The sequence below is a fragment of the Mycobacterium sp. GA-0227b genome (assembly GCF_001499855.1).
GTDB lineage: Bacteria > Actinomycetota > Actinomycetes > Mycobacteriales > Mycobacteriaceae > Mycobacterium.
Window position 1 is genome coordinate 57,427 of the sequence record NZ_LQIK01000005.1, and the last position, 24,497, is coordinate 81,923.

25 protein-coding genes are annotated in these 24,497 nt (G+C 68.5%); 15 read left to right on the forward strand and 10 right to left on the reverse strand.

The features are described 5' to 3' along the window. The first annotated feature begins 21 nt into the window (after positions 1 to 21). From ndk to proB, 6 genes are all read left to right on the forward strand, one after another. Positions 22 to 441 carry a nucleoside-diphosphate kinase gene (gene ndk / locus AU185_RS06225; protein WP_156425422.1) on the forward strand — a complete coding sequence of 140 codons (420 nt, stop codon included), beginning with the start codon at positions 22 to 24 and terminating at the stop codon, positions 439 to 441. A 306-nt stretch (positions 442 to 747) separates the two neighbouring features. Beyond that, positions 748 to 3,447: a ribonuclease E gene (gene rne / locus AU185_RS06230; RefSeq protein WP_059156948.1), complete on the forward strand. Its 2,700-nt coding sequence runs from the start codon at positions 748 to 750 to the stop codon at positions 3,445 to 3,447. A gap of 192 nt (positions 3,448 to 3,639) precedes the next feature. Then, complete coding sequence (gene rplU, locus AU185_RS06235; protein WP_059102384.1) at positions 3,640 to 3,963, forward strand: 50S ribosomal protein L21; 324 nt, start codon at positions 3,640 to 3,642, stop codon at positions 3,961 to 3,963. A gap of 13 nt (positions 3,964 to 3,976) precedes the next feature. After that, on the forward strand, positions 3,977 to 4,234 hold the full coding sequence (rpmA, locus tag AU185_RS06240) for a 50S ribosomal protein L27 (protein WP_059102385.1): 258 nt from the start codon (positions 3,977 to 3,979) through the stop codon (positions 4,232 to 4,234). A 76-nt stretch (positions 4,235 to 4,310) separates the two neighbouring features. Next, positions 4,311 to 5,759 carry a GTPase ObgE gene (gene obgE, locus AU185_RS06245; protein ID WP_059102386.1) on the forward strand — a complete coding sequence of 483 codons (1,449 nt, stop codon included), beginning with the start codon at positions 4,311 to 4,313 and terminating at the stop codon, positions 5,757 to 5,759. Continuing rightward, on the forward strand, positions 5,756 to 6,865 hold the full coding sequence (gene proB / locus AU185_RS06250) for a glutamate 5-kinase (protein ID WP_059102387.1): 1,110 nt from the start codon (positions 5,756 to 5,758) through the stop codon (positions 6,863 to 6,865). Before obgE ends, proB begins: the two co-directional genes overlap by 4 nt. Positions 6,866 to 6,919: 54 nt before the next feature. On the opposite strand, the gene AU185_RS06255 is transcribed toward proB, so the two are convergent. The 5 genes from AU185_RS06255 to AU185_RS06275 are packed head-to-tail and all read right to left on the reverse strand — an operon-like array spanning position 6,920 to position 11,981. Beyond that, on the reverse strand, positions 6,920 to 7,579 hold the full coding sequence (locus AU185_RS06255; protein WP_231740463.1) for a hypothetical protein: 660 nt from the start codon (positions 7,577 to 7,579) through the stop codon (positions 6,920 to 6,922). An 8-nt stretch (positions 7,580 to 7,587) separates the two neighbouring features. After that, positions 7,588 to 8,427, reverse strand: a complete 840-nt coding sequence (locus AU185_RS06260; protein WP_059102388.1) for an NAD-dependent protein deacetylase — start codon at positions 8,425 to 8,427, stop codon at positions 7,588 to 7,590. Between the two features lie 43 nt (positions 8,428 to 8,470). Continuing rightward, positions 8,471 to 8,950 carry a hypothetical protein gene (locus tag AU185_RS06265; RefSeq protein ID WP_059102389.1) on the reverse strand — a complete coding sequence of 160 codons (480 nt, stop codon included), beginning with the start codon at positions 8,948 to 8,950 and terminating at the stop codon, positions 8,471 to 8,473. Beyond that, the gene (locus tag AU185_RS06270) at positions 8,947 to 11,400 is read right to left on the reverse strand and encodes a molybdopterin oxidoreductase family protein (protein WP_059102390.1); all 2,454 of its coding nucleotides are present in this window, start codon (positions 11,398 to 11,400) and stop codon (positions 8,947 to 8,949) included. Before AU185_RS06270 ends, AU185_RS06265 begins: the two co-directional genes overlap by 4 nt. A 41-nt stretch (positions 11,401 to 11,441) precedes the next feature. Then, positions 11,442 to 11,981 carry a cysteine hydrolase family protein gene (locus tag AU185_RS06275; RefSeq protein ID WP_059102391.1) on the reverse strand — a complete coding sequence of 180 codons (540 nt, stop codon included), beginning with the start codon at positions 11,979 to 11,981 and terminating at the stop codon, positions 11,442 to 11,444. 43 nt (positions 11,982 to 12,024) lie between these two features. Between AU185_RS06275 and AU185_RS06280 the strand changes: the two genes are divergently transcribed. Further along, the gene (locus tag AU185_RS06280; protein ID WP_059102392.1) at positions 12,025 to 14,079 is read left to right on the forward strand and encodes an NAD(+) synthase; all 2,055 of its coding nucleotides are present in this window, start codon (positions 12,025 to 12,027) and stop codon (positions 14,077 to 14,079) included. Positions 14,080 to 14,119: 40 nt separating this feature from the next. Here AU185_RS06280 and AU185_RS06285 read toward each other — a convergent pair whose 3' ends face one another. The 5 genes from AU185_RS06285 to AU185_RS06305 all read right to left on the reverse strand — a co-directional run bounded on the left by AU185_RS06285 (position 14,120) and on the right by AU185_RS06305 (position 17,490). Beyond that, entirely contained in the window at positions 14,120 to 14,728 is a 609-nt protein-coding gene (locus AU185_RS06285; protein ID WP_059102393.1) for a methyltransferase family protein, read from the reverse strand. 19 nt (positions 14,729 to 14,747) lie between these two features. Continuing rightward, entirely contained in the window at positions 14,748 to 15,353 is a 606-nt protein-coding gene (locus tag AU185_RS06290; RefSeq protein ID WP_059102394.1) for a cation efflux transmembrane domain-containing protein, read from the reverse strand. Then, positions 15,353 to 15,682: an ArsR/SmtB family transcription factor gene (locus AU185_RS06295; protein ID WP_059102395.1), complete on the reverse strand. Its 330-nt coding sequence runs from the start codon at positions 15,680 to 15,682 to the stop codon at positions 15,353 to 15,355. The genes AU185_RS06290 and AU185_RS06295 overlap by 1 nt, the downstream gene beginning before the upstream one ends. 93 nt (positions 15,683 to 15,775) lie before the next feature. Then, positions 15,776 to 16,615, reverse strand: a complete 840-nt coding sequence (locus AU185_RS06300; protein WP_059102396.1) for an enoyl-CoA hydratase/isomerase family protein — start codon at positions 16,613 to 16,615, stop codon at positions 15,776 to 15,778. Beyond that, positions 16,612 to 17,490: a ribokinase gene (locus AU185_RS06305; protein ID WP_082683773.1), complete on the reverse strand. Its 879-nt coding sequence runs from the start codon at positions 17,488 to 17,490 to the stop codon at positions 16,612 to 16,614. Before AU185_RS06305 ends, AU185_RS06300 begins: the two co-directional genes overlap by 4 nt. Positions 17,491 to 17,564: 74 nt before the next feature. Between AU185_RS06305 and AU185_RS06310 the strand changes: the two genes are divergently transcribed. The 8 genes from AU185_RS06310 to AU185_RS06345 are packed head-to-tail and all read left to right on the forward strand — an operon-like array spanning position 17,565 to position 24,476. Next, positions 17,565 to 18,821 (forward strand): glutamate-5-semialdehyde dehydrogenase, encoded by a 1,257-nt coding sequence (locus AU185_RS06310; protein WP_059102397.1) that lies wholly within the window; start codon positions 17,565 to 17,567, stop codon positions 18,819 to 18,821. Between the two features lie 16 nt (positions 18,822 to 18,837). Beyond that, a complete protein-coding gene (locus tag AU185_RS06315; RefSeq protein WP_059102398.1) occupies positions 18,838 to 19,713 on the forward strand; it encodes an AAA family ATPase in 876 nt (291 codons plus the stop codon). Position 19,714: 1 nt separating this feature from the next. Then, positions 19,715 to 21,163: a vWA domain-containing protein gene (locus AU185_RS06320; protein ID WP_059102399.1), complete on the forward strand. Its 1,449-nt coding sequence runs from the start codon at positions 19,715 to 19,717 to the stop codon at positions 21,161 to 21,163. Positions 21,164 to 21,196: 33 nt separating this feature from the next. Further along, positions 21,197 to 21,835, forward strand: a complete 639-nt coding sequence (gene nadD / locus AU185_RS06325) for a nicotinate-nucleotide adenylyltransferase (RefSeq protein ID WP_082683765.1) — start codon at positions 21,197 to 21,199, stop codon at positions 21,833 to 21,835. Beyond that, the gene (gene rsfS / locus AU185_RS06330; protein ID WP_059102401.1) at positions 21,832 to 22,257 is read left to right on the forward strand and encodes a ribosome silencing factor; all 426 of its coding nucleotides are present in this window, start codon (positions 21,832 to 21,834) and stop codon (positions 22,255 to 22,257) included. Before nadD ends, rsfS begins: the two co-directional genes overlap by 4 nt. A 20-nt stretch (positions 22,258 to 22,277) precedes the next feature. Beyond that, positions 22,278 to 22,937 carry a glucosyl-3-phosphoglycerate phosphatase gene (gene gpgP, locus AU185_RS06335; protein WP_059102402.1) on the forward strand — a complete coding sequence of 220 codons (660 nt, stop codon included), beginning with the start codon at positions 22,278 to 22,280 and terminating at the stop codon, positions 22,935 to 22,937. After that, a complete protein-coding gene (octT, locus tag AU185_RS06340) occupies positions 22,927 to 23,649 on the forward strand; it encodes a diglucosylglycerate octanoyltransferase (protein WP_059102403.1) in 723 nt (240 codons plus the stop codon). The genes gpgP and octT overlap by 11 nt, the downstream gene beginning before the upstream one ends. Next, positions 23,640 to 24,476, forward strand: a complete 837-nt coding sequence (locus tag AU185_RS06345) for a DegV family protein (protein ID WP_059102404.1) — start codon at positions 23,640 to 23,642, stop codon at positions 24,474 to 24,476. Before octT ends, AU185_RS06345 begins: the two co-directional genes overlap by 10 nt. Positions 24,477 to 24,497 lie beyond the last annotated feature (21 nt).

Below are 24,497 nucleotides of genomic sequence, written 5' to 3' on the forward strand. Positions count from 1 at the left end.
TCGGCAGTTATTCTGTCGGCCGTGACTGAGCCGACTGAGCGGACCCTCGTGTTGATCAAGCCCGACGGCGTCAGACGACGCCTCGTCGGCGAGATTCTCGGCCGAATCGAACGCAAGGGCCTGTCCATCGCCGCGCTGCAACTCGTGACCGTCGGCGACGACCTGGCGCGCCGGCACTACGCCGAGCACGAAGGCAAGCCGTTCTTCGGGTCGCTGCTCGACTTCATCACGTCCGGCCCGGTCGTGGCGGCGATCGTCGAGGGGCCGCGCGCGATCGCGGCGTTCCGGCAGATCGCCGGCGGAACCGATCCGGTAGAGAAGGCCACGCCGGGCACCATCCGCGGTGATCTGGCCCTGATCACCCAGGACAACCTGGTGCACGGTTCGGATTCGGCGGAGTCGGCGGCCCGCGAGATCGAACTCTGGTTCCCCGACACGTAGCAAGATCGGGGCCCAGCTCGCACAGCCTGGTCAGGCGGGTTGGCGTGATGTGGGATACTTGGCTCGGGTAGCCGGCCATCAACCGGGGCCGGACGCCCGAATGAAGACTTAGACGTGCGCGACCATCGCCACGCGTGATGCGGCGCCGACCGTCCAGCCATCATTCAGACCGGCACCGGGATGGTTCACCAGTGGACCGCCCGGAGCGAGACCACAACAAGCCCGGGCGAAGTCACCCGGGTCAATAGCGGAAGCCCTCGCGTGGCCGCGTCGATCGAGACGCGCCCGGGGGCTTAAGGAGAATACGTGGCCGAAGATGCCCCAACCGAAGACCTTTCAGAAGACACGCGACACGCGGAGGACAGCCAGCCGGAGGAGTCGGCGACCGAAACCGCCGACGCGGCCGGGCCTCCTTCCGACGGTGACCAGCCCGAATCCCAATTGACCTCGGAAGCGTCCGCGGCGAGCCCCCAGGAGCACGCCGACTACCTTCCGCTGTTCGTGGCGCCGCAACCCGTCCGGTTCGACTACGACGCTGACGCCGCCGACGACGATGACGAGGACGACGACAGCGACGACGGCCAGGACACCGACGATGACCAGTCCGAACGGCCATCCGGACGGCGTCGTCGCCGGGGCCGGCCCGGGCGGGGCCGCGGCCGCGGCGAGCAGAACGGCGACGACGCCGACTCCGACAGCGACAACGACCAGGGCGGCGAGCAGGACAGCGACGACTCGGACGACTCAGATGACGAGTCCGGTGACGACGAGAACGCCGGCGCCGACGGTGCCACCCGCCGCCGCCGCCGCCGACGCCGCCGCAAATCCGGCTCAGGGGACGACAGCGACGGAGGCACGTCGCCCGACGACCCGCCCAACACCGTCGTCCACGAGCGTGAGCCGCGGAAGTCCGCGAGGGGCGACAAGTCCGGCCAAAGTGGCGACGGCGAGATCCAGGGCATCAGCGGATCGACCCGGCTGGAGGCCAAGCGGCAGCGCAGGCGCGACGGCCGCGACGCCGGCAGGCGCCGCCCGCCGATCCTGAGCGAAGCCGAGTTCCTGGCCCGGCGCGAGGCCGTCGAGCGGATGATGGTCGTCCGCGACAAGGTCCGCACCGAACCGCCTCACGAAGGCGCCCGCTACACCCAGATCGCCGTGCTCGAAGACGGCGTCGTGGTGGAGCACTTCGTTACGTCGGCGGCTTCGGCCAGCCTGGTCGGCAACATCTACCTCGGCATCGTGCAGAACGTGCTGCCGTCGATGGAGGCGGCGTTCGTCGACATCGGCCGCGGCCGCAACGGTGTGCTCTACGCCGGCGAGGTGAACTGGGAGGCCGCTGGCCTCGGCGGGCAGAACCGCAAGATCGAGCAGGCCCTCAAGCCGGGCGACTACGTCGTCGTGCAGGTCAGCAAGGACCCGGTCGGCCACAAGGGCGCCCGGCTGACGACGCAGGTGTCGTTGGCCGGCCGCTATCTGGTCTACGTGCCGGGAGCCTCGTCGACCGGCATCAGCCGCAAGCTGCCCGACACCGAGCGTCAGCGGCTCAAGGAGATTCTGCGGGAGGTCGTGCCGCCCGACGCCGGGGTGATCATCCGCACCGCGTCGGAGGGCGTGAAGGAAGAAGACATCCGCAACGACGTCGAACGCCTCGCCAAGCGGTGGGCGGAGATCGAGGCCAAGGCCGCGGAGATCACCGCGAAGAAGGCCGGCGCGGCAGTCGCTCTCTATGAAGAGCCCGATGTGCTGGTCAAGGTGATCCGCGACCTGTTCAACGAGGACTTCACCGGCTTGACAGTGTCCGGCGACGAGGCCTGGAACACCATCAACGAATACGTGAATTCCGTTGCGCCGGAACTGCTTCCGCGCCTGACGAAGTACGAGCCCGTGTCACCCGACGGTCCCGACGTGTTCGCGGTGCACCGCATCGACGAGCAGCTCACCAAGGCGATGGACCGCAAGGTGTGGTTGCCGTCGGGCGGCACGCTGGTCATCGACCGCACCGAGGCGATGACCGTCATCGACGTCAACACCGGCAAGTTCACCGGCTCCGGCGGCAACCTCGAACAGACCGTCACGCGCAACAACCTCGAGGCGGCCGAGGAGATCGTGCGCCAACTGCGGTTGCGTGACATCGGCGGCATCGTCGTCATCGACTTCATCGACATGGTGCTCGAGTCGAACCGCGACCTGGTGCTGCGCAGGCTGACCGAAGCGCTGGCCCGGGACCGCACCCGACACCAGGTCTCCGAGGTGACCTCCTTGGGCCTCGTGCAGTTGACGCGCAAGCGGCTCGGCACCGGTCTGGTGGAGGCGTTCTCGACCTCGTGCACCCACTGCGGCGGGCGGGGGATCGTGCTGCACGGCGACCCGGTTGACTCCATGTCGAGCGCCGGACGCAAGTCCGACGGCGGTGGCGGTCGGCGAGGTAAGCGGGGTAAGCGGGGCGGGAAGTCCGACGATGTGGCGGTCGCCAAGGTGCCGCCGCATCCGGCAGGCGAACACCCGATGTTCAAGGCGATGGCGGCCGCCAACGGTCGTCACGACGAGGACGAGGACGAGACCGAGGAGCAGAAGCCCGTCGAGGAGGTCGCTGCGGCCGATTCGGAGGCCATCCGCGCCGCGGTGACCGAGACCGACGACGAGGACCTCGAGGACGAGGATTACGACGACTCGGACGAGGACTCGGACGACGATTCGGACGAGGACTCCGACGACGATTCGGACGAGGACTCCGACGACGACGAGATCGATCTGGATTCCGACGACGATGAGGACGACATCGACGACGACATCGAGGTCATCGACGAAGACTCCGACGAGTCCGACGACGACGATTCCGATGACGAGTCCGACGACGATTCGGACGAGGATGACGACGATTCGGACGACGACTCGCAGGGGTACGGCGCGAACGGGGCCCCATCGACGGCGACAACGGCCTCCGGTGGGCGGCATCGGCGCCGGGCGGCCGCTCGGGCCGCGGGTCCACCGGCCCACGAGGGCTGACCGGTGGCGTTCGCCGCCCACGACGCGTGACCTGCGGTGATTTGACCCTCGTCCGGCGACTCAAGTAGCCTTGAGCAGTTGTCGCCAGGCTCTGGACCAAGTGGAGTCGGCGACACTCCGAGATCCGGAAACCCAGACATGCGCAGCAGCAAGTCGCGCGCGCCCAGTGAACGACGTAGGAGTAGCAAGACGATGGCAGCCGAAAAGGTTACGTACGCAATCGTCAAGACCGGCGGCAAGCAGTACAAGGTCGCCGTCGGCGACGTGGTGAAGGTCGAGAAGCTCGATTCCGAGCCCGGCTCCAACGTCTCGCTGCCCGTTGCGCTGGTCGTCGACGGGGCGAAGGTCACCGCGGACGCCAAGGCGCTGGAGAAGGTCGCGGTCACCGGCGAGGTGCTCGAGCACACCAAGGGCCCGAAGATCCGCATCCACAAGTTCAAGAACAAGACCGGCTATCACAAGCGGCAGGGACACCGTCAGCAGCTGACGGTCCTCAAGGTCACCGGCATCAAGTAGGAGCGACGACGACATGGCACACAAGAAGGGCGCTTCCAGCTCGCGTAACGGTCGCGACTCCGCCGCACAGCGGCTCGGCGTCAAGCGGTTCGGCGGCCAGATCGTCAAGGCCGGCGAGATCATCGTGCGCCAGCGGGGTACTCATTTCCATCCCGGCACCAACGTCGGCCGTGGCGGCGACGACACGCTGTTCGCGACGGCTCCCGGCGCTGTCACATTCGGCAGCAAGCGCGGCCGCAAGACGGTCAGCGTTCTCCGACCAGAGGCTTAAGCTCGCGAAGGTAACGCTGCGGCGGTCTCGTGAGCTGACGGTCCGCCATGGCGTTTCTTCGAAGGAGTGATCACCGATGCCTCGGTTCGTCGACCGCGTCGTGATCCACGCGCGGGCCGGCAACGGCGGTAACGGCTGCGCCTCGGTCCACCGCGAGAAATTCAAACCGCTCGGCGGCCCCGACGGGGGCAACGGCGGCCGCGGCGGCAGCGTGGTGCTGGTCGTCGATCCGCAGGTGCACACGCTGCTCGACTTCCATTTCCACCCGCATGTCGTGGCGCCGTCCGGCAAGCAAGGCGCGGGCGGCAACCGGGACGGAGCCGCAGGTGCGGACCTCGAGGTCAAGGTCCCCGACGGCACGGTCGTGCTCGACGAGGACGGTCGACTGCTGGCCGATCTGGTCGGTGCCGGCACCCGCTTCGAAGCCGCCGCCGGCGGCCGCGGTGGCCAGGGCAACGCCGCGCTGGCGTCGCGTGCCCGCAAGGCCCCCGGCTTCGCGCTGCTCGGCGAAAAGGGGCAGGTCCGCGACCTCACGCTGGAACTCAAGACCGTGGCCGACGTCGGACTGGTCGGGTTTCCGTCCGCGGGCAAGTCATCGCTGGTGTCGGTCATCTCGGCGGCCAAACCGAAAATCGCGGACTACCCGTTCACCACGCTGGCGCCCAACCTCGGCGTGGTGTCCGCCGGTGAGAACACGTTCACCGTCGCCGACGTGCCCGGCCTGATCCCCGGTGCTTCGCAGGGCCGCGGTCTCGGCCTGGACTTCCTGCGCCACATCGAGCGCTGCGCGGTACTGGTCCATGTGGTGGACTGCGCGACGCTGGAACCGGGACGCGACCCGGTGTCCGACATCGACGCCCTGGAAGCCGAATTGGCCGCCTACACCCCGACGCTGCAGGGCGATGCGGCGCTGGGTGATCTCGGGGAGCGCCCGCGGGCGGTGGTGCTCAACAAGATCGACGTGCCCGATGCGCGCGAGCTGGCCGACTTCGTGCGCGACGAGATCGCGCGCCGATACGGCTGGCCGGTCTTCGAGGTCTCCACCGTGACCCGGGAAGGGTTGCGGCCGTTGACGTTCGCGCTGTGGGAGATGGTGTCGGCCTATCGCGAATCGCAACCCCCGGTGGTGCCGCGCCGGCCCGTCATCCGGCCCGTCGCCGTGGACGAGAGCGGGTTCACCGTCGAGCCCGACGGACACGGCGGCTTCGTCGTCCGCGGCACCCGGCCCGAACGATGGGTTGCCCAAACCGATTTCGACAACGACGAGGCGGTCGGTTATCTCGGTGACCGGCTGGCGCGGCTGGGCGTCGAGGAGGAGCTGTTCAAGCTCGGCGCCCGCCCCGGCTGCGCCGTCACCATCGGAGACGTCACCTTCGACTGGGAGCCGCAGACCCCCGCGGGGGTGGACGTGCCGATGTCGGGTCGCGGCACCGATCAGCGGCTGGAGCAGACCGACCGGGTCGGCGCCGCCGAACGCAAGGCCGCCCGACGGGAGCGGCGACGACCGGGCGGGGAACCCGGATGAGCGCACCGCTGAGCACCCGGGACGCGATCCGCACTGCGCGCAGCATCGTCGTCAAGGTCGGCACCACCGCGCTCACCACGCCGTCAGGGGTGTTCGACGGGCGCCAAGTGGCCACGATGGTCGATGCGATCGAAAAGCGCATGCAGGCGGGTTCGGATGTGGTGATCGTGTCCTCGGGTGCGATCGCGGCGGGTATTGAACCGCTCAAATTGTCCAGGCGACCGACGGATCTGGCCACCAAGCAGGCCGCGGCCAGCGTCGGGCAGGTGGCGCTGGTGAACTCGTGGAGCGCGGCGTTCGATCGCTACGATCGCGTCGTCGGGCAGGTGCTGCTGACCGCGCATGACATCGCGATGCGGGTGCAGCACACCAACGCCCAGCGCACGCTCGACAGGTTGCGCGCGCTGCACGCGGTCGCGATCGTCAACGAGAACGACACGGTGGCCACCAACGAGATCCGGTTCGGCGACAACGACCGGCTCTCGGCGCTGGTGGCCCATCTGGTGGGCGCCGACGCGCTGGTACTGCTGTCGGACATCGACGGGCTCTACGACTCGGATCCTCGAAAGGGCAACGCCCGCTTCATTTCCGAGGTGACGCGTCCGGAGGATCTGGACGGCGTGGTCGCCGGCCGCGGCAGTCATCTGGGCACCGGTGGCATGGCATCGAAGCTGTCGTCCGCGCTGTTGGCGGCCGACGCGGGCGTGCCGGTGCTGCTCGCCGGGGCATCGGACGCCGCCACGGCGCTCACCGACGCGTCGGTGGGCACGGTCTTCGCGCCGCGGCCCGAACGGATGTCGGCGCGCCGGTTCTGGGTGCGCTACGCCGCCGAGGTTGCGGGCGCTCTGACGCTCGACGACGGTGCGGTGCAGGCGGTGGTGCGTCAGCGGCGGTCGCTGCTGCCGGCGGGCATCACCGCGGTGTCGGGCCGCTTCTACGGCGGCGACGTGGTCGAGTTGCGGTCGCAGGACGCGACGATGGTGGCGCGCGGCGTGGTGGCTTACGACCACAGCGAACTTGCCACCATGTTGGGCCGGTCGACGTCGGACCTGCCGCCAGAGCTGCGCCGTCCCGCAGTACACGCCGACGACCTGGTGGCCATCTAGCAGGGATTTCGGTGTCCAAACCGTCGGTCAGCGATCGTTTCGACACCGAAATCGCTAAGAAAGGCGGGCCTGCAGCTTGCCGAGCACCGACCTGATCTGCTCGGCGCGTTCGTCGGCGTCCTCCATGACGTCGTCCTCGGCGGGCGTCACCGACACCGCGTGGGCCTTGGCGGTCGCTTCGAAGCACTGGCGGACGGCGGGATCGGCGAGGATCACCGCGGCGAACATTCCCGGAGCGAGTTCGCGGGTCCACAACAGGCCGTCGTAGCGCACCTCGGCGGGGATCCGGATCTCCAGCGCACCGCCTTCCAGTTGCTGCTTGGCCGCGGCCAGTAGCAGCGTCAGGGCGGCCCGCGAGATCGCGCCGAGCACCTTGCGACGGAACGGGAACCACGGCAGCGGCAGCTTGTCGATCTGCTTGTCGACGCCGCCGGTGAACAGGTACTCGATCAGGCTGCGGGTGCGGATCTCCTCCACTTTCGCCCACTCGACGGTGTCGCCGTCGAATTCGATACCGTCCTCGCTGATCGCCACCCCGCCGAAGTGGTTGAGCTTGCGTACCAGCCAGCGCAACTTGGCCGGCGTCAGCGAGTGCTCGGCGAGCATGTCCCCGACGCCCAGCGCCCACCGGCCGTTGACCGGTCCCGGTTCGGGCCGCCGCCGGTCCAGCAGCGCACGCAGCCACGAGGCGTCGTCGTCGGTGGTTTCCGTCACGCCGTCATTCAAGCCGAAGTGGCGACCTCGGGCAGCTCGTCGGCCAACAACGCCAGCATGGGGGAGCACCCGTTGTCGATCTTCACGGTCGCCAAGCCATCGCCGCGAGTCGGTCCGCGGTTGACGATCGCGATCGGCATGCCCGCCGCCGCGGCGTGCCGCACGAACCGGTAACCCGAATACACCGTCAACGAGGATCCCGCCACCAGCAGCGCATCTGCCGCGTCGACCAAAGAATATGCTTGCGCGACACGGTGCTTGGGCACATTTTCGCCGAAGTAGACGATGTCGGGTTTGAGCATCCCGCCACACTCGGGGCAGTCGACGATGCGGAACGACGCGGTGTCGCGGACGACGGCATCGGCGTCCGGAGCGACAGCGATGCCACCGACGGATCGAGCGGCCTGCCGGGCGAATCCCGGATTGGCTGCCTCCAGCAGATCGGCGAGCACGGCCCGCGGCATCGTGTGCCCGCAGTCCAGGCAGATCACCTGCGCGTAGGTGCCGTGCAGGTTGACGACGTTGCCGCTGCCCGCCTTGGTGTGCAGCAGGTCGACGTTCTGGGTAAGCAGCCCCGACACCACGCCCGCGGCTTCCAGCGCGGCGAGGGCTCGGTGGCCGGCGTTGGGCAGCGTGGCGTCCATGTGGCGCCAGCCGAGGTGGTTACGGGCCCAGTAGCGCTGGCGGAACACCGGGTCGCCGGTGAACTGCCGGATGGTCATCGGATTGCTCGGCGGCGAGTCCGGGCCGCGGTAGTCGGGGATGCCCGAGTCGGTGGAGATGCCCGCACCGGTGAGCACGGCGACCCGGCGGCCACGCAACAGGGCGACGAGCTCGGGCGCTTCCACGTGATCGAGAGTAGGCGCTGTCCGGGCCGTCGAGGGCGCAGAGTCAGTTCATCAGGGCCTGCGGCGACAGCTCCTTGAGCATCGCATTGGCCCAGCGCATCTGCCGCAGCGCCTGCGGATGGCACCGCTGGGTCAGCTTCAGCAGCCGGTCGTCCTTGGCGGCCTGCGCGCCCTGCCCCAGCAGCTCCCAGTCGAGGGAAACGCCGGCCGCCAGGCGGTGCAGCCGCCGCAGGTCGGCGAGCAACAGCAGCGCGGGTTCGGGGCGGCGGCCGACGCGGTCGCTGATCCACTGCTGCGCGGACTCGGTGATCGCCGACGTGCGGGGGTGAGCGCGCAGTCGAACACCGTAGCGCCGGCCGGTTTCGGCGATCAGCTCCAGATGCTCGCGTGACCAGCCGGCAAGACCGAGCGCCACATAGTAGATGGCTTGGTCGTTGTGGTGCCGCGCGGCGGTCGCGTCCAGCGAGCGGGCCAGCCGCAGTTCCGACCGGTGCAACTCCCGCAGCGCCATGCCGAGTTTCATGGTGTCTCCGAAGAGGTCAGGGATTCAGTCGCTTCGGCCGCCGCGCCTCCGCTTGTCGCATCGACGCCGTCGGAAACCGGTGCCGAGGCGGCGGTGGTCGGCGCTGGAGCAGGTGATGACGAACCGGTTACCCGGCGCAGGCTCGCCGCCGCGGTCTTGTAGACGGGCTGTTTGGACACCGGATCCCAGTCCGTGATGGTCAGCTCGTTGGCGGCGCGGTGATGACCGTCGTCGACATCGACATCCCAATAGCCGTAGTGGAACGGCAGGAACAGCACACCGGTGCGGATCCCGCAGATGCGGGCCTTGGCGGTGACCGAGCCCCGCGGCGTGCCGATCTCGACGACGTCGCCCTCTGCAATGGTGAGCCGTTGGGCGTCGGCCTTCGACACCTCCACCCACACCTCCGGGGCGGCGGCCTGCAGTTGCGGCGCGCGGCCGGTTTTGGTGCGGGTGTGGAACTGGTAGAGGGTCCGGCCGGTGATCAACGCGAACGGAAACTCGGGGCGCGGCGGCTCGTGCGGTGAAATGTATTCGGCCGCCTTGATGATCGCCTTGCCGTCCGGATTCATCGCGCGGTATTCGGTGGGCTCCAGTGGTGCACCGGTGATCAGGTCCTTGCCATAGGCCTCGCAGTAATCGGGTGAGGCCCAGAACCGGCCGTTGGCGTACAGTCGCTCCGTTCCGTCGGGATTGTCTGCGTTGCAAGGCCATTGGATGCCGGCGGAGCCACGGAGCTTGTCGTAGCTCAGGCCGGTGTAGTCGCACGGGCGGCCGGCGCTGCAGCGTTTCCATGCTTCGAACGCCGATTCGGCGTCGGTCCACGACGGCAGCGGTGCGCCGTCGTTGTCGCGGAAGTCCATCCGGCGCGCGTAGTCGAGGAAGATGTCCAGGTCGGGCCGAGCCGCGCCGGGCGGATCGACGGCTTTCTCCGAAAGGTGAACGGTGCGGTCGGCGTTGGTGAAGGTGCCGGTCTTCTCACCCCACGCCGCGGCGGGCAGGACCACATCGGCGAGTTCGGTCGTCTCGGTGCGGAAGATGTCCTGCACGATCACAAAAAGCCGGTCCTGGCCCAGAATGCCTCGAATACGTCGCAGCTCGGGAAGCGATACGGCGGGGTTGGTGGCGCTGATCCACAGCAGGCGCAGCGTGCCCTGCTCGGCGTAACGGAACATCTGCATCGCGTGCGTCGGCGGCGCGTAGTGCGGAATCTGCAGTGCGTCGATGTTCCACAGTCGGGCGAGCTCTTCGATGTGGGAGTCGTTGGACCAGTTGCGGAATCCCGCCAGATCGCCGTCCGCGCCGCATTCGCGGGTGTTCTCGGCCGTGGGTTGGCCATTCATCTGCAGGATTCCGCAGCCCGGCTTGCCCAGCATTCCGCGGACGATGTGAATGTTGTTGACCTGCACCGCCGCCGCCGTCGCCTGATGGGACTGGTAAAAGCCCTGCAGGACCGTCGAGAGTAGCCGCTGCGCGGTGCCGAGCCGCCGAGCCGCCTCCCTGATGTCCTCGGCGGGCACGTCGCAGATCTTCGCCACGCGCTCGGCCGGGAACTCGGCCACCCGCTTTCGCAGTTCGTCGAAGCCGACGGCGTGGGCGTCGACGTAGTCATGGTCCACCCAGTCGTTGCGAAGAATTTCGTGCAACAGTCCGTTCATCAACGCCACGTTGGTCCCGGGCAGCGGCGCGAGATGCACTGTGGCGGCCTGCGCGACGGGTGTCGGCCGGGGGTCGACGCACACGATGGCGGGTGGGTCGTCACCGGCGAGTCGGTCGAGCATTCGCATCCACAACACGGTTTGGGTTTCGGCGACGTTGTGCCCGAAAAGGGCGATCACGTCGGCGTGGTCGACGTCGGTGTACGAACCGGGCTGGCCGTCGCAGCCGAACGATTCCTTGAGCGCCTCGGCGGCGGTTGCGGTGCACAACCGGGTGTTGCCGTCGACGTGGTTGGTGCCGATCGCCCCGTGGGCGATCACGCCCTGCGTGTAGTACTCCTCGAGAAACAGCTGACCGCTGGTATAGAACCCGAATGCGCTCGGTCCCACCGTTTCGAGCAGCTCTTTGCTGCGGCGGACGATCCGGTTCATCGCTGTGTCCCAGTCGGTTTCGACCAGCTTGCCGTTCTCGCGCACCAGCGGCATGGTGAGCCGGTCGGTCGACGCGTTGGCCTGCCACCCGAAGAGATCCTTGGTGTCGACCCGGCCGCGGTTGACGCGATCGACGGACCGGCCTCGAATGCCGACGATGCGGCCGTCTTTGACCGCGATGTCGAGGCCGTCACCGTTGGAATGCAGCACAGACGCCGACTGCACCCATCGGTCGACCGCATCGGGGGCCAGCCCGTCGGCCAGGTGCATGTCGACGCGTTCTGGCCAATGTTCGCCTTTTCCGTAAGGCGTCCGAGTGCCCCACGGTTCGGCGATCCGATCGCGCTTGGTGTTGATCATCGGTTTGGTCGGGCTACCCGCGAACCGCTACGTCAAACGCGTCACCGCAAACACTCTGCGACCGGGGTGATGTCGGCGCTCATATTGCTCTTCATCATGGTCAGCGCCGCGTCGCTGAGTTCCGGGTCGATGTGGGCGACCGCATCCGGCGGGACGACGACCGGAAAATGCCGGACGTAGGCGTCCAGCGCGGTGTAGAGGATGCACTGCTCGGTGACCTGGCCGGTGAGGATCACCCGCTCCGGCTTCAGTTGGCTCAGCAGGTACGCCAGCGCGGTGGCGTAGAAGGCGCTGTGACGCACCTTGGTGAGCATCCGGCAACCCTTGCGGGGCACTATCGGCTCGACCAGATCGGGGTGCTCACCTCGCAGCGCCGATTGCACGATATCGCCGAACTCCGCGCTGAAATCGCCGTAGTTGTCGTTGACGTAGATGAGGTCCACGTCGTCGCGATCGTGGGCCGTGTCGACGAGCCGGGCCAGCGGGTCGATGATCTCAGCGACGTGCGGAGCCAACTTCTCGGCGTCGGGGTGACGGTAGGTGTTCATCATGTCGATGACCAGCACAGCGGTCGCACTCATGGGGACTTGCATACCCCGTTCCGTTTTCGGGCAACAATGAGGCATGGACTTCTACTCGGCGTACCGGCACGGCTTCGTCCGCGTCGCCGCCTGTACGCACCATACGGCGCTCGCCGACCCGCAGGCCAACGCCGAGTCCGTGCTGCGGATGGCGCGCGACTGCCACGACGACAGCGTGGCGCTTGCGGTCTTCCCGGAGCTGACGCTGTCGGGGTATTCGATCGAGGACATCGTTATGCAGGACGCGCTGCTCGATGCGGTCGAAGACGCGGTGCTCGACATCGTCGTGGCCTCGGCCGATCTGATGCCGGTGTTGGTGGTCGGCGCGCCGCTGCGCTACCGGCACCGGGTGTACAACACCGCCGTGGTGATCCACCGCGGGCGGGTGCTCGGCGTGGCGCCGAAGTCTTACCTGCCGACGTACCGCGAGTTCTACGAGCGACGCCAGATGGCGCCCGGCGACGACGTGCGCGGGGCGATCCGGATGGGGCGCGGTGATGCCTGGGCGGACGTGCCGTTCGGCCCCGACCTGTTGTTCACCGCGACCGACATGCCGGGTTTCGTGCTGCACGTCGAGATCTGCGAGGACATGTTCGTGCCGATTCCGCCGAGCGCGTCGGCGGCATTGGCCGGTGCAACGGTGTTGGCGAACCTGTCGGGCAGCCCGATCACCATCGGCCGGTCCGAGGACCGCTGCCTGCTGGCCCGCTCCGCTTCGGCGCGCTGTCTGGCCGCATACGTCTATTCCGCGGCGGGGCCGGGGGAGTCGACCACCGACCTCGCCTGGGACGGCCAGACGATGATCTGGGAGAACGGCGAGTGCCTGGCGCAATCCGAGCGGTTCCCGAAGGCTGAGCAACGCTCGATCGCCGACGTCGACCTGGAACGGCTGCGCTCCGAACGCATCCGGATGGGCACCTTCGACGACAACCGGCGTCACCACGGTACGTCGACGGACTCCTACCGGCGGGTGGAGTTCCAGCTCGATCCGCCATCGGGTGACATCGGGCTGCTCCGGCACGTCGAACGCTTCCCGTTCGTTCCGTCGGATCCGCAACGGCTGGAACAGGATTGCTATGAGGCCTACAACATCCAGGTGGCCGGGCTCGAGCAGCGGTTGCGTGCGCTCGACTACCCCAAGGTCGTGCTCGGGTTGTCCGGTGGCCTGGACTCGACGCACGCGCTGATCGTGGCGGCGCGGGCGATGGATCGCGAACAACGGCCGCGCAGCGACATTCTCGCGTTCACCATGCCGGGGTTCGCCACCGGCGACCGCACCAAGGGCAATGCCGTGCGGTTGGCCGAGGCGTTGGGCGTGACATTCGACGAACTCGACATCAAGTCGACCGCGGAACTGATGCTCAAGAACATGGACCATCCGTTCGGGCGCGGCGAGGAGGTCTACGACGTCACGTTCGAAAATGTGCAGGCCGGCCTGCGCACCGACTACCTGTTCCGGTTGGCCAATCAGCGCGGCGGCATCGTGCTGGGCACCGGCGACCTGTCCGAACTCGCGCTCGGGTGGTCGACCTACGGCGTCGGGGACCAGATGTCGCACTACAACGTCAACGGCGGCGTGCCGAAGACGTTGATTCAGCACCTGATTCGCTGGGTGATCACGTCCAAGCAGTTCGACGAGACCGTCAACGAGGTCCTGCAGTCGGTGCTCGACACCGAGATCTCCCCGGAGCTGGTGCCCGCCGGTGAGGACGAGGAGATCCAGAGTAGCGAATCCAAGGTCGGCCCCTATGTGCTGCAAGATTTCTCGTTGTTTCAGGTGCTGCGCTTCGGGTTCCGGCCCTCGAAGGTCGCGTTCCTCGCCTGGCACGCCTGGAGCGATCCCGCGCGCGGCGACTGGCCAACCGGCTATCCCGAGGACAAACGACCGGCGTACTCGCTGAAGGAGATTCGGCACTGGCTGCAGGTGTTCGCGCAGCGATACTACTCGTTCGCGCAGTTCAAGCGGTCGGCGCTGCCCAATGGGCCGAAGGTGTCGCACGGCGGGTCGCTCTCGCCGCGCGGTGACTGGCGGGCGCCGTCGGACATGTCCGCGCGCACCTGGCTCGACGAGATCGAGCGGGAGATCCCCGAGGAGTGACTGTGATTTCGGTGTCGTCGGGTGCGGTCAGCGCAACCAGCTATCCCGAAATCACGCCGATGCCGGGCACGAACCGGCCGACTGTCGCGAGGTAGTCGCGGTAACTGTCGCCGTGCGTCGCGAGCAGATACGGCTCTTCGACGACGCGCACCTGCGCCTCGATCGTCGCGACGAGAAGCGCGAAGCCGATGATAGCTACGAGATTCGGTGTGACGAGGGCGATTCCGAAGCCGAAAGCCATCATCGCGGTGAAGATCGGGTTACGCACCCGGGCGAACACGCCGCTGCGGATCAGAGTCGTGGTCTCGCTTGCGTCGACGCCGATCCGCCAGGAGTCGCCCATGTCGAACTGCGCGTAGAGCGTTGCGCCGATGCCCGCCACGGCCAACGCGATGCCGACGACGTTCAGCCACGGCCGGTCGAGAACTTCCAACGGCGCGACCACGCCGGCGAGCTGCAGGATGGGCGCGAACACGGCGGCGGCCATCGCGACGACGAACCCCACCCCGGCGAACCACTCGGGCGACAGCGGCCGCCCGCTGATGCCACGAAACCCGGTCGATCCGGTCCGGCGCCGTTGACGCCAACTGCGCCAACCGAATCCGAGTACGGCGAACAATCCGAACAGGACGAGTGCGATGATCGGCATGCTGACTCCTTGTAGATGTTCACGCGCAGCAGGGATCACCGCGCCACGCGTCGACGCCTTCGCGGACCGCGATCACCGCGATACCGAGCGCCGCGACGGGATCGGCCCACGACCAGCCGAAGAGGCCGTTGAGCAGCAGGCCTGCCAGCAGGATCGCCGACAGGTAGGTGCACAACAATGTCTGCTTGGAGTCGGCGACGGCCGACGTCGAACCGAACTCACGGCCGGCGCGCCGCTGCGCCAGCGACAGCACGGGCATGATCGCCAGGCTCAGCGCGGCGAGCACGATCCCGACCAGCGACGGCGCGGCCGCGCCGCGGCCGGTCAACGCGAGCACCGCGTCGACGGTTACGTACGCCGCGAGGGCGAAGAACGAGAACGCGATGAAGCGCAGCGCGGTCTTCTCTCGCGTCTCAGGATCGCGCGCCGCGAACTGCCACGCGACGGCCGCCGCGGAGGCGATTTCGACAACTGAGTCCAGCCCGAAGCCGATCAGCGCCGACGACGACACCCGGGTGCCCTCGGCCAGCGCGATGGCCGCCTCGATGACGTTGTAGGTGATCGTGGCGGCCACCAGCCATCGGATACGACGGGCGAGTACCTCGCGCCGGGCGGTGGTGGGCATCAGCAGCAGTCGTCGGCGACCGCGCTCGGGCAGCAGGCCGGATCGACGTCGAGCACGAGGCCGACCAGGTCGTCGAGTGCGTGGGCGATGCGCTCGTCAGCGAGTTCGTAGCGGCTGCGGCGGCCCTCCGGCTGCGCGAGCACCAGTCCGCAGCCCCGCAGACAGGCCAGGTGGTTGGACAGAATCTGGCGGGAGACGCCGATCTTGTCGGCGAGCTCCGAGGGATAGCCGGGCCCGTCGCGCAACATCAGCAGGATCTCGGCGCGGGTCGGGTCCGACAGCGCGGAACCGAACCGCGACAGCGCGTCGCTGTGGGTGACCGTCTGCATGGCCCGATAGTACAGGGAATTCTGTACTATCGGGGCCTCGGTTTGTGGAGCCGCACCGGCGCTCAGCGCCGGTAGCGCTCCACAAATCGCTCGCTAGAGGCGGCCGTCGACACGCAGGTCGGGGTGCACCCAGTCCGGCGAACGGCGCTCCTTGAACGACCGGAAGCCCTCCATCGCCTCGGCCGAGGAGTAGCTGGCCTGCATACCGATGCGGTCGAACAACCCGAGATAGTTGTCCAGGCTCGACTTGACCACGCCGCGGGCGCCGGGAGCGGTCCGACAGCACTGGCCGAGCACCTCGCGCGCCGCATCGAGCAGAGCGTCGTGGGGCACCACGCGCGTCACCATGCCCCACTCCAGCGCCTCCCGCGCCGACAACGTCCGGCCGGTGAACATCAGATCCCGCGTGCGGACCGGGCCGATCAGGCGGGCCAGCATCTGGCTGTAGTACGTGTCGGCGATACCGCGCAGCAGTTCGGGCACCCGGAACGTGGCCCGCTCACTGACGACCGTCATGTCGCTGCACAGCGCGATCTGCAAGCCGCCGCCCTGACACAGCCCGTTGACCGCCGACACCACCGGCTTGACCGACTGCCGCAGGGTCTCGAACGGTGTCACGTCCATGCCGAGCGCCGACCCGAACGTCAGCCAGTTGTCGCTGCCGTCGCCCCCACCCATGTCACCGCCGGGCGCGAAGACGTCGCCGGTGCCGGTGATCAGCAGACCGGCCAGATCCGGATCGGCGTCGACGTGGCGCACCGCGTAACGGATTCCGAAGTACATCGCGGGCGTCATCGCGTTGCGGGCCTCCGGCCGGTCGAGCCGGCACACCCCGAACGGGCCCTCGCGGGTGAACTTCAGGTAGGGGGTGCCGAGCCAGTCGCCCTCGGGTGGCCGCGGGCCGCCGGTGGTGCTCGGCTGGGTGCTCGTCATAACTGCCTTTCCGTCGCTCGATTGGATACCGCGTCGTCGATGGCTTCGGCGTAGGGCGCACAATCGCCGGCCCCCGGAACGAGCGTGGACAATGCGGCGGCGGCGCAGGCCCGGCGCAGCGCGGTCTCGTGGCCGTCGAGCCAGTGCGCGGCGAGCACACCGGCGAACACGTCGCCCGCGCCGGAGGTGTCCACGGCCCGCACGGTGGGTGCCGGGACGACGAAGCGCTCGCCGTCGCCCAGATAACTCGCACCGCGCGGACCCCGGGTGATCACCAGATGCGGGACGGGCCAGTGCCACTCGCCGGCCTCGGTCTCGTTGACCACGACGACGTCGGCTGACTCGGACAGCGCGAGCAGCTCGTGCGGCGGGGCACCGGGCGGTGAGGCGTTGACGATGACGACCGCACCGGCCTCGCGCGCCACCCTCGCGGCGGCGATCGCGGTGGGAAGGGGAATCTCCAATTGCAGCAGCATCACGTCGCAGTCGGCGATGACGCCACGCACGTCCGCGGAATTCACGTCGAGCGCGGCATTCGCCCCCGCCGCGACCACGATCGTGTTCTCTGCCGACGAATCCACCAGGATCACGGCCGATCCGCTCGGCCCAGGCACCGTGATCACGCCGTCCAGACCGACCCCGTTGGCGCTGAGGTGACCCCTCAGCGCCTCGGCCGCCGCGTCGCTACCGAGCGCGGCGACGAGTCGCACCTCCGCGCCCGCCCTCGCCGCGGCCACCGCCTGGTTGCCGCCTTTACCGCCCGGTGAGGTCGACAGGCCGGACGCCAGCACGGTCTGGCCCGCGCGGGGCAGGGCGCTCACCATGAACGTGTGGTCGGCGTTGACACTGCCGACCACACACACCCGCGCCACCATGACCCCCAACGCTAATGCAGCACCGCTACCTGACACGTGTCGAACTCCCGAAGCCCGTTCGATACGCTGGTTTGATGAGTGTGCAGGTCCCCTTGGCTTCTGATGCCGCCGATCTGCGTGGTCAGGTACACGACGCCGCCCGCCGAGCCCGCGTGGCGGCGCGCGCGCTGGCCACCCTCAGCTCGGAAACCAAGAACCGCGCGCTGAACACCGCCGCCGACCACGTGCTGATGTCGACGCGGCAGATCCTCGAGGCCAACGAGCAGGACCTCGCCGCCGCCCGCGCCGCGGGCACCCCCGACGCGATGCTCGACCGGCTCAAGTTGAACCCGGACCGCGTCGACGGCATCGCCGACGGACTGCGCCAGGTGTCGCGGCTCCCCGACCCGCTGGGCGAGGTGCTGCAGGGCCGCACACTGCCCAACGGTCTGCAACTGCGGCAGCTGCGTGTCCCGCTCGGTGTCGTCGGCATCGTCTACGAGGGCAGGCCGAACGTCACCGTCGACGCATTCGGGTTGACGCTGAAGTCCGGCAACGCGGTGTTGCTTCGCGGCAGCTCCTCGGCGGCCAACTCCAACGCCGCGCTGGTGAACGCGCTGCGCGCCGCGCTGGCGACCGAACTGCTCGACGTCGACGCGGTGCAATTGCTGCCCAGCTCCGACCGCGCCAGCGTCACCCACCTGATCCAGGCGCGCGGGCTGGTCGACGTCGTCATCCCGCGCGGTGGCGCAGGGCTGATCGACGCGGTCGTCCGGGACGCGACGGTGCCGACGATCGAGACCGGCGTGGGCAATTGCCATGTGTACGTGCATGAGTCGGCCGATCTCGACGTCGCCGAACGCATCCTGCTCAACGCCAAGACGCGCAGGCCCAGCGTTTGCAACGCGGCCGAATCGGTTCTGGTCGACGCCGCGATCGCCGATCGTGCGGTGCCGCGGCTGACCCGCGCGCTGCGGGACGCCGGTGTCACGGTGCACGACAACCCGTCCGAAGAGGAGTTGCGGGCCGAGTTCCTTTCGATGGACATCGCGTTGGCGGTGGTCAACGGGGTCGACGCGGCCATCGACCACGTCAACGAATTCGGCACCGGCCACACCGAAGCGATCGTCGCCACGGATCTCGCTGCGGCGCAACGGTTCACCGAGCGGGTCGACGCGGCCGCGGTGATGGTGAACGCGTCGACGGCGTTCACCGACGGGGAGCAGTTCGGGTTCGGTGCCGAGATCGGAATCTCCACCCAGAAGCTGCACGCCCGCGGACCCATGGGTTTGCCCGAACTGACGTCAACCAAGTGGATTGTGTGGGGAGACGGCCACACCCGCCCGGCCTGATATAGGAGCCCTATCCGTGAGTGTCCCCGCCCGCCCAGCGCCGCTGTTCGCCGACATCGAGGATGTCGGCAGACGGCTGGCCGAGACCGGCTACCTGCCCGACACCGCAACCGCGACAGCGGTTTTCCTGGCCGACCGGCTCGGCAAGCCGTTGTTGGTGGAAGGACCCGCGGGTGTCGGCAAGACCGAACTGGCTCGCGCGGTCGCGCAGTCGACCGGGTCGGGTCTGGTGCGGCTGCAGTGCTACGAGGGCGTCGACGAGGCTCGTGCCCTCTACGAGTGGAACCACGCCAAGCAGATCCTGCGGATTCAGGCCGGGCACGGGGATTGGGACTCCACCCGCGACGACGTGTTCTCCGAGGAGTTCCTGCTGTCGCGCCCGCTGCTGACCGCGATCCGGCGCACCGAGCCGACCGTGCTGCTGATCGACGAGACCGACAAGGCCGACATCGAGATCGAAGGCCTGCTGCTGGAGGTGCTGTCCGACTTCGCGGTGACCGTGCCGGAACTGGGCACGATCAGTGCGGAGCGCGCGCCGTTCGTCGTCCTGACCTCCAACGCCACCCGCGAGCTGTCCGAGGCGCTCAAGCGCCGGTGCCTGTTCCTGCACATCGACTTTCCCGATCCCGACCTCGAGCGGCGCATCCTGCTGTCCCGCGTGCCGGAGCTGCCCGAGCGGCTCGCCGACGAGCTGGTCAAGATCATCGGCGTGCTGCGCGGAATGCAGCTCAAGAAGCTGCCGTCGGTTGCCGAGACCATCGACTGGGGCCGTACGATCCTGGCCCTGGGGCTGGACACCATCGACGATGCGACGATCGCGGCCACGCTGGGTGTGGTGCTCAAACACCAGGCCGACCAGATCAAGGCCTCCGGCGAGCTGAGGCTGAACTGAGATGGCCGTGCGCCGGACCCGACCGTCGCAGCCGTTGGCGCCGCACGGCCTGCCCGGCCACCTCGTCGGGTTCGTCGAAGCGCTACGGGCACAGGGAATTTCGGTAGGCCCTTCGGAGACCGTCGACGCCGGACAGGTGGTCTCCGTGCTGGGCTTGGCCGATCGGGAGGCATTGCGGGAGGGCATCGCCTGCGCGGTGCTGCGCCGCCCCGACCACCGCGATACCTACGACGCGATGTTCGACCTGTGGTTCCCCGCTGCGCTGGGCGCGCGGACGGTTTTGGTGGACGACGACGGTGAAGCGGACGACAGCGACCCGGGTCTGCCGCCGGAGGACGTCGAGGCTATGCGGTCGGCGCTGCTGGACATGCTGGCCGACAACGAGGATCTGGCGAACCTCGACGAGCGGATGGCCGCCATGATCGCTCAGATCGTCGAGGCGTACGGCCGCTACAACTCCAGTCGAGGGCCGTCGTATTCGTCGTACCAGGCCCTCAAGGCGATGAACCTCGACGACCTCGAGGGCCGGTTGCTCGCCGGCCTGCTGGCTCCGTACGGCGAGGAGCCCACGCCGACGCAGGAGCAGATTGCCAAAGCCCTTGCTGCGCAGCGCATCAACCAGCTACGCAGGATGGTCGAGGCGGAGACCAAACGCCGCACCGCCGAACAACTCGGCCGCGACCACGTACAGATGTACGGTGTGCCGCAGCTCGCCGAGAACGTAGAGTTCCTGCGCGCCTCGGGTGAGCAGTTGCGCCAGATGCGCCGGGTGGTGGCGCCGCTGGCCCGCACGCTGGCGACCCGGCTGGCCGCGCGGCGGCGGCGCTCGCGCGCCGGCGAGATCGACCTGCGCAAGACGCTGCGCAAGTCGATGTCCACCGGCGGGGTGCCGATCGACGTGGTGCTGAAGAAGCCGCATCCCGCCCGGCCCGAACTCGTCGTGCTGTGCGACGTCTCGGGCTCGGTCGCCGGGTTCAGCCACTTCACGCTGCTGCTCGTGCATGCGCTGCGCCAACAGTTCTCTCGCGTGCGCGTCTTCGCCTTCATCGACACCACCGACGAGGTGACCGAGCTGTTCGGACCGGACGCCGACCTCGCGGTGGCGGTACAGCGCATCACCCGGGAAGCGGGTGTGTACACCCGCGACGGGCACTCCGACTACGGCCACGCGTTCGCGTCGTTCATGGACAGATGGCCCAATGTGCTCTCGCCGCGCAGCGCGCTGCTGATCCTCGGCGACGGCCGCAACAACTACCGCAACCCCGAGATCGAGCTGCTCGCGCACATGGTCAACTCCAGCCGGCATGCGCACTGGCTGAACCCCGAACCCCGGCACCTGTGGGGCAGCGGCGACTCGGCGGTGCCGCGGTATGAGGACGTCATCACCATGCACGAATGCCGGTCGGCCAAGCAGTTGGCGTCGGTCATCGATCGGTTGCTGCCGGTCTGAGCCGGCTCGGCCACTCCCGTAAGCTGGCTATTCGTGGCTCCTCGGCGCAGGCTCGGCGTGATGGGTGGGACGTTCGATCCCATCCACAACGGGCACCTCGTCGCGGCCAGCGAGGTCGCCGAACTGTTCGGACTCGACGAGGTGGTGTTCGTCCCGACCGGACAGCCGTGGCAGAAGGACCGCCGAGTCACCGCCGCGGAAGACCGCTACCTGATGACGGTGATCGCAACCGCCTCCAATCCACGGTTCACCGTGAGCCGAGTGGACATCGATCGGAGCGGACCCACCTACACCAAGGACACGTTGCGCGATCTGCGCGCGCTCAACCCCGACGCGGACCTGTTCTTCATCACCGGGGCCGACGCGCTGGCGTCGATCCTGTCGTGGCAGAACTGGGAGGAGATGTTCGCCATCGCGAGTTTCGTCGGGGTGAGCCGGCCGGGGTACGAGCTGGACGGTAAGCACATCGCTGCGGCGATCAAGGAACTGCCCGACGATGCGCTGCAGCTCGTCGAGGTGCCCGCACTGGCGATCTCGTCGACCGACTGTCGTAAGCGCGCCCGGGAGAACCGGCCGATCTGGTATCTGGTGCCCGACGGCGTCGTCCAGTACGTGGCCAAGCGCAAACTCTATGCCGCACAACCGCTCACAACCCAGGGGAAGCACCGATGAGCGCCTCCGACGAAGCCGTCCGCATGGCGACGGTGGCCGCGCAGGCGGCCGCGGCCAAGGTCGCCGACGACGTCGTGGTGATCGACGTGTCGGGCCAACTCGTCATCACCGACTGCTTCGTGATCGCCTCTGCGTCGAACGAACGACAGGTCAACGCCATCGTCGACGAGGTCGAGGAGAAGATGCGCGTCGCCGGCTACAAACCGGCCCGCCGCGAAGGTGCCCGCGAGGGCCGCTGGACCCTGCTCGACTATGTCGACATCGTGGTGCACATCCAGCACGAGGACGAGCGCAACTTCTATGCGCTGGACCGGTTGTGGCGGGACTGCCCGACGATCCCGGTCGATGTGGACGAGCCGCATACGCAAAGTGGGGCCCCGCCCGAAGAGCAGGGGATGACGGAAGAGGACGGCCGACCGTGAGGCGGGTCCGACGCCTGGTCATGCTGCGGCACGGGCAGACCGAGTACAACGCGGGCAGCAGGATGCAGGGCCAGCTGGACACCGACCTGACCGATCTGGGGCGGGAGCAGGCGGTCGCGGCGGCAGAGGTGCTGGCCAAGCGGCAGCCGTTGGCGATTGTGACCTCGGATCTGCGGCGGGCATTCGACACCGCGGTGGTGCTCGGCCACCGCGCCGGCGTGCCCGTTACGGCCGACGTTCGGTTGCGGGAGACACACCTCGGCGAGTGGCAGGGGCTGACCCACCTCGAGGTCGACGCCGCGGCGCCCGGTGCTCGGCTGGCGTGGCGGGACAACTCGCGATGGGCGCCGCCGGGCGGGGAGAGTCGCGTCGACGTCGCCGCGCGCAGCATGCCGCTGGTCGACGAGCTGATCGTCGGACAGCCGGAGTGGGGTTTGCACCAGCCCGGTGGGGATCCGGAACGGCCGGTCGTGCTGGTCGCCCACGGCGGGCTGATCGCGGCGCTGACCTCGGCGCTGCTGAGGCTGCCGGTCGACAACTGGCCGATCCTCGGCGGCATGGGCAACGCCAGCTGGGTGCAGCTGTCCGGCCACAGTGACGTCGACGCGGCGCCCGAGGCCGTACGGTGGCGGCTCGACGTGTGGAACGCTTCGGCACAGGTAGCCAACGATGTCTTGTGAGCGTCCGACCCTTCTGATCTTCTGCGACTCGCTGTCCTACTACGGCCCGACCGGCGGGCTGCCGGCCGACGATCCGCGGATCTGGCCCAACATCGTTGCCGCCCAGCTTGGTTGGGATGTCGAGCTGATCGGTCGGATCGGTTGGACGTGTCGTGACGTGTGGTGGGCGGCGACGCAGGACCCGCGGGCGTGGGCGGCGCTGCCGCGGGCCGGCGCGGTGGTGTTCGCCACGGGCGGCATGGATTCCCTGCCGTCGCCGCTGCCCACCGCGGCGCGTGAACTGATCCGCTACGTGCGCCCGCCATGGCTGCGCCGCTGGGTGCGCGACGGCTACTGCTGGGTGCAGCCGCGGCTCTCACCGGTGGCGCGCGCTGCGCTGCCGCCACACCTGTCCGCGGAGTATCTCGAGATGACCCGCGGCGCCATCGATTTCAACCGGCCCGGGATACCCGTCGTCGCCTGTCTGCCCTCGGTGCACATCGCCGACACGTACGGCAGGGCACATCATGGCCGCGACGGCACCGTCAGAGCGCTCACCGAATGGGCCGACCAGCATGACATTCCGCTCGTCGACCTCAAGGCGGCGGTCGGGGAGTACGTCATGAACGGCCAGGGCAACCCCGACGGCATCCACTGGAACTTCGATGCTCATCAGGCCGTGGCAGACTCCATGCTCAAGGCGCTCGCCGAGGCCGGCGTGCCGTGTCCGTAGTCGTGGTGACCGACTCGTCGTCGCGCCTGACGCCTGACGAGTTGAAGCAGACCGACATCCGGCAGGTGCCGTTGCATGTGCTGGTCGATCTGATCGACCTGCGCGACGGTGTCGACGAGGTGCCGTATGACGTGCATGAGGTGCTGCGCGCGAGCACCGCGGGCGCGACACCCGCCGACCTCGCGGAGATGTACCGCCAGGCGCTGCGGGACAGCGACGGCGACGGCGTTGTCGCCGTGCACCTGTCGGCGGCGCTGTCGAGTTCGTACAGTTCTGCGGTGCAGGCCGCTCGGGAGTTCGGACCGTCGGTACGGGTCGTCAATTCACGCTCGGCGGCGATGGGGGTGGGGTTCACCGCGCTCGCCACCGCGCGCGCCGCCGCCAACGGTTTGGACCTGGATTCGGTTGAGGCCGTTGCGCGTTCGGCGGTACAACGCACGCACGCGTTCATCGTGGTGCACCGGCTGGACAATCTGCGGCGCAGCGGGCGGATCGGAACCGCGGCATCATGGTTGGGCACCGCGTTGTCGGTCAAGCCGCTGCTGTGCATCGACGTCGACGGCCGACTCGTGCTCGACCAACGGATCCGGACGATCGGCAAGGCACACATGACGATGGTGGACCGCGTCGCCGATCTTGTCGGTGACCGCCAGGCGTCGATCGCGGTACACCACGTCGACAACCACGACGGCGCCGACGAGGTCGGCGCCGCGCTGACGGACCGGCTCCCTCAGCTCGAAGCGCTCACCGTGCGGGATATGGGTCCGGTGCTGTCGATCCATGTCGGTGGGGGCGCGATCGGTGTGGTCGTCCAGCTCGCCGACTGATCCGGCCATTGCCCGCGGCTT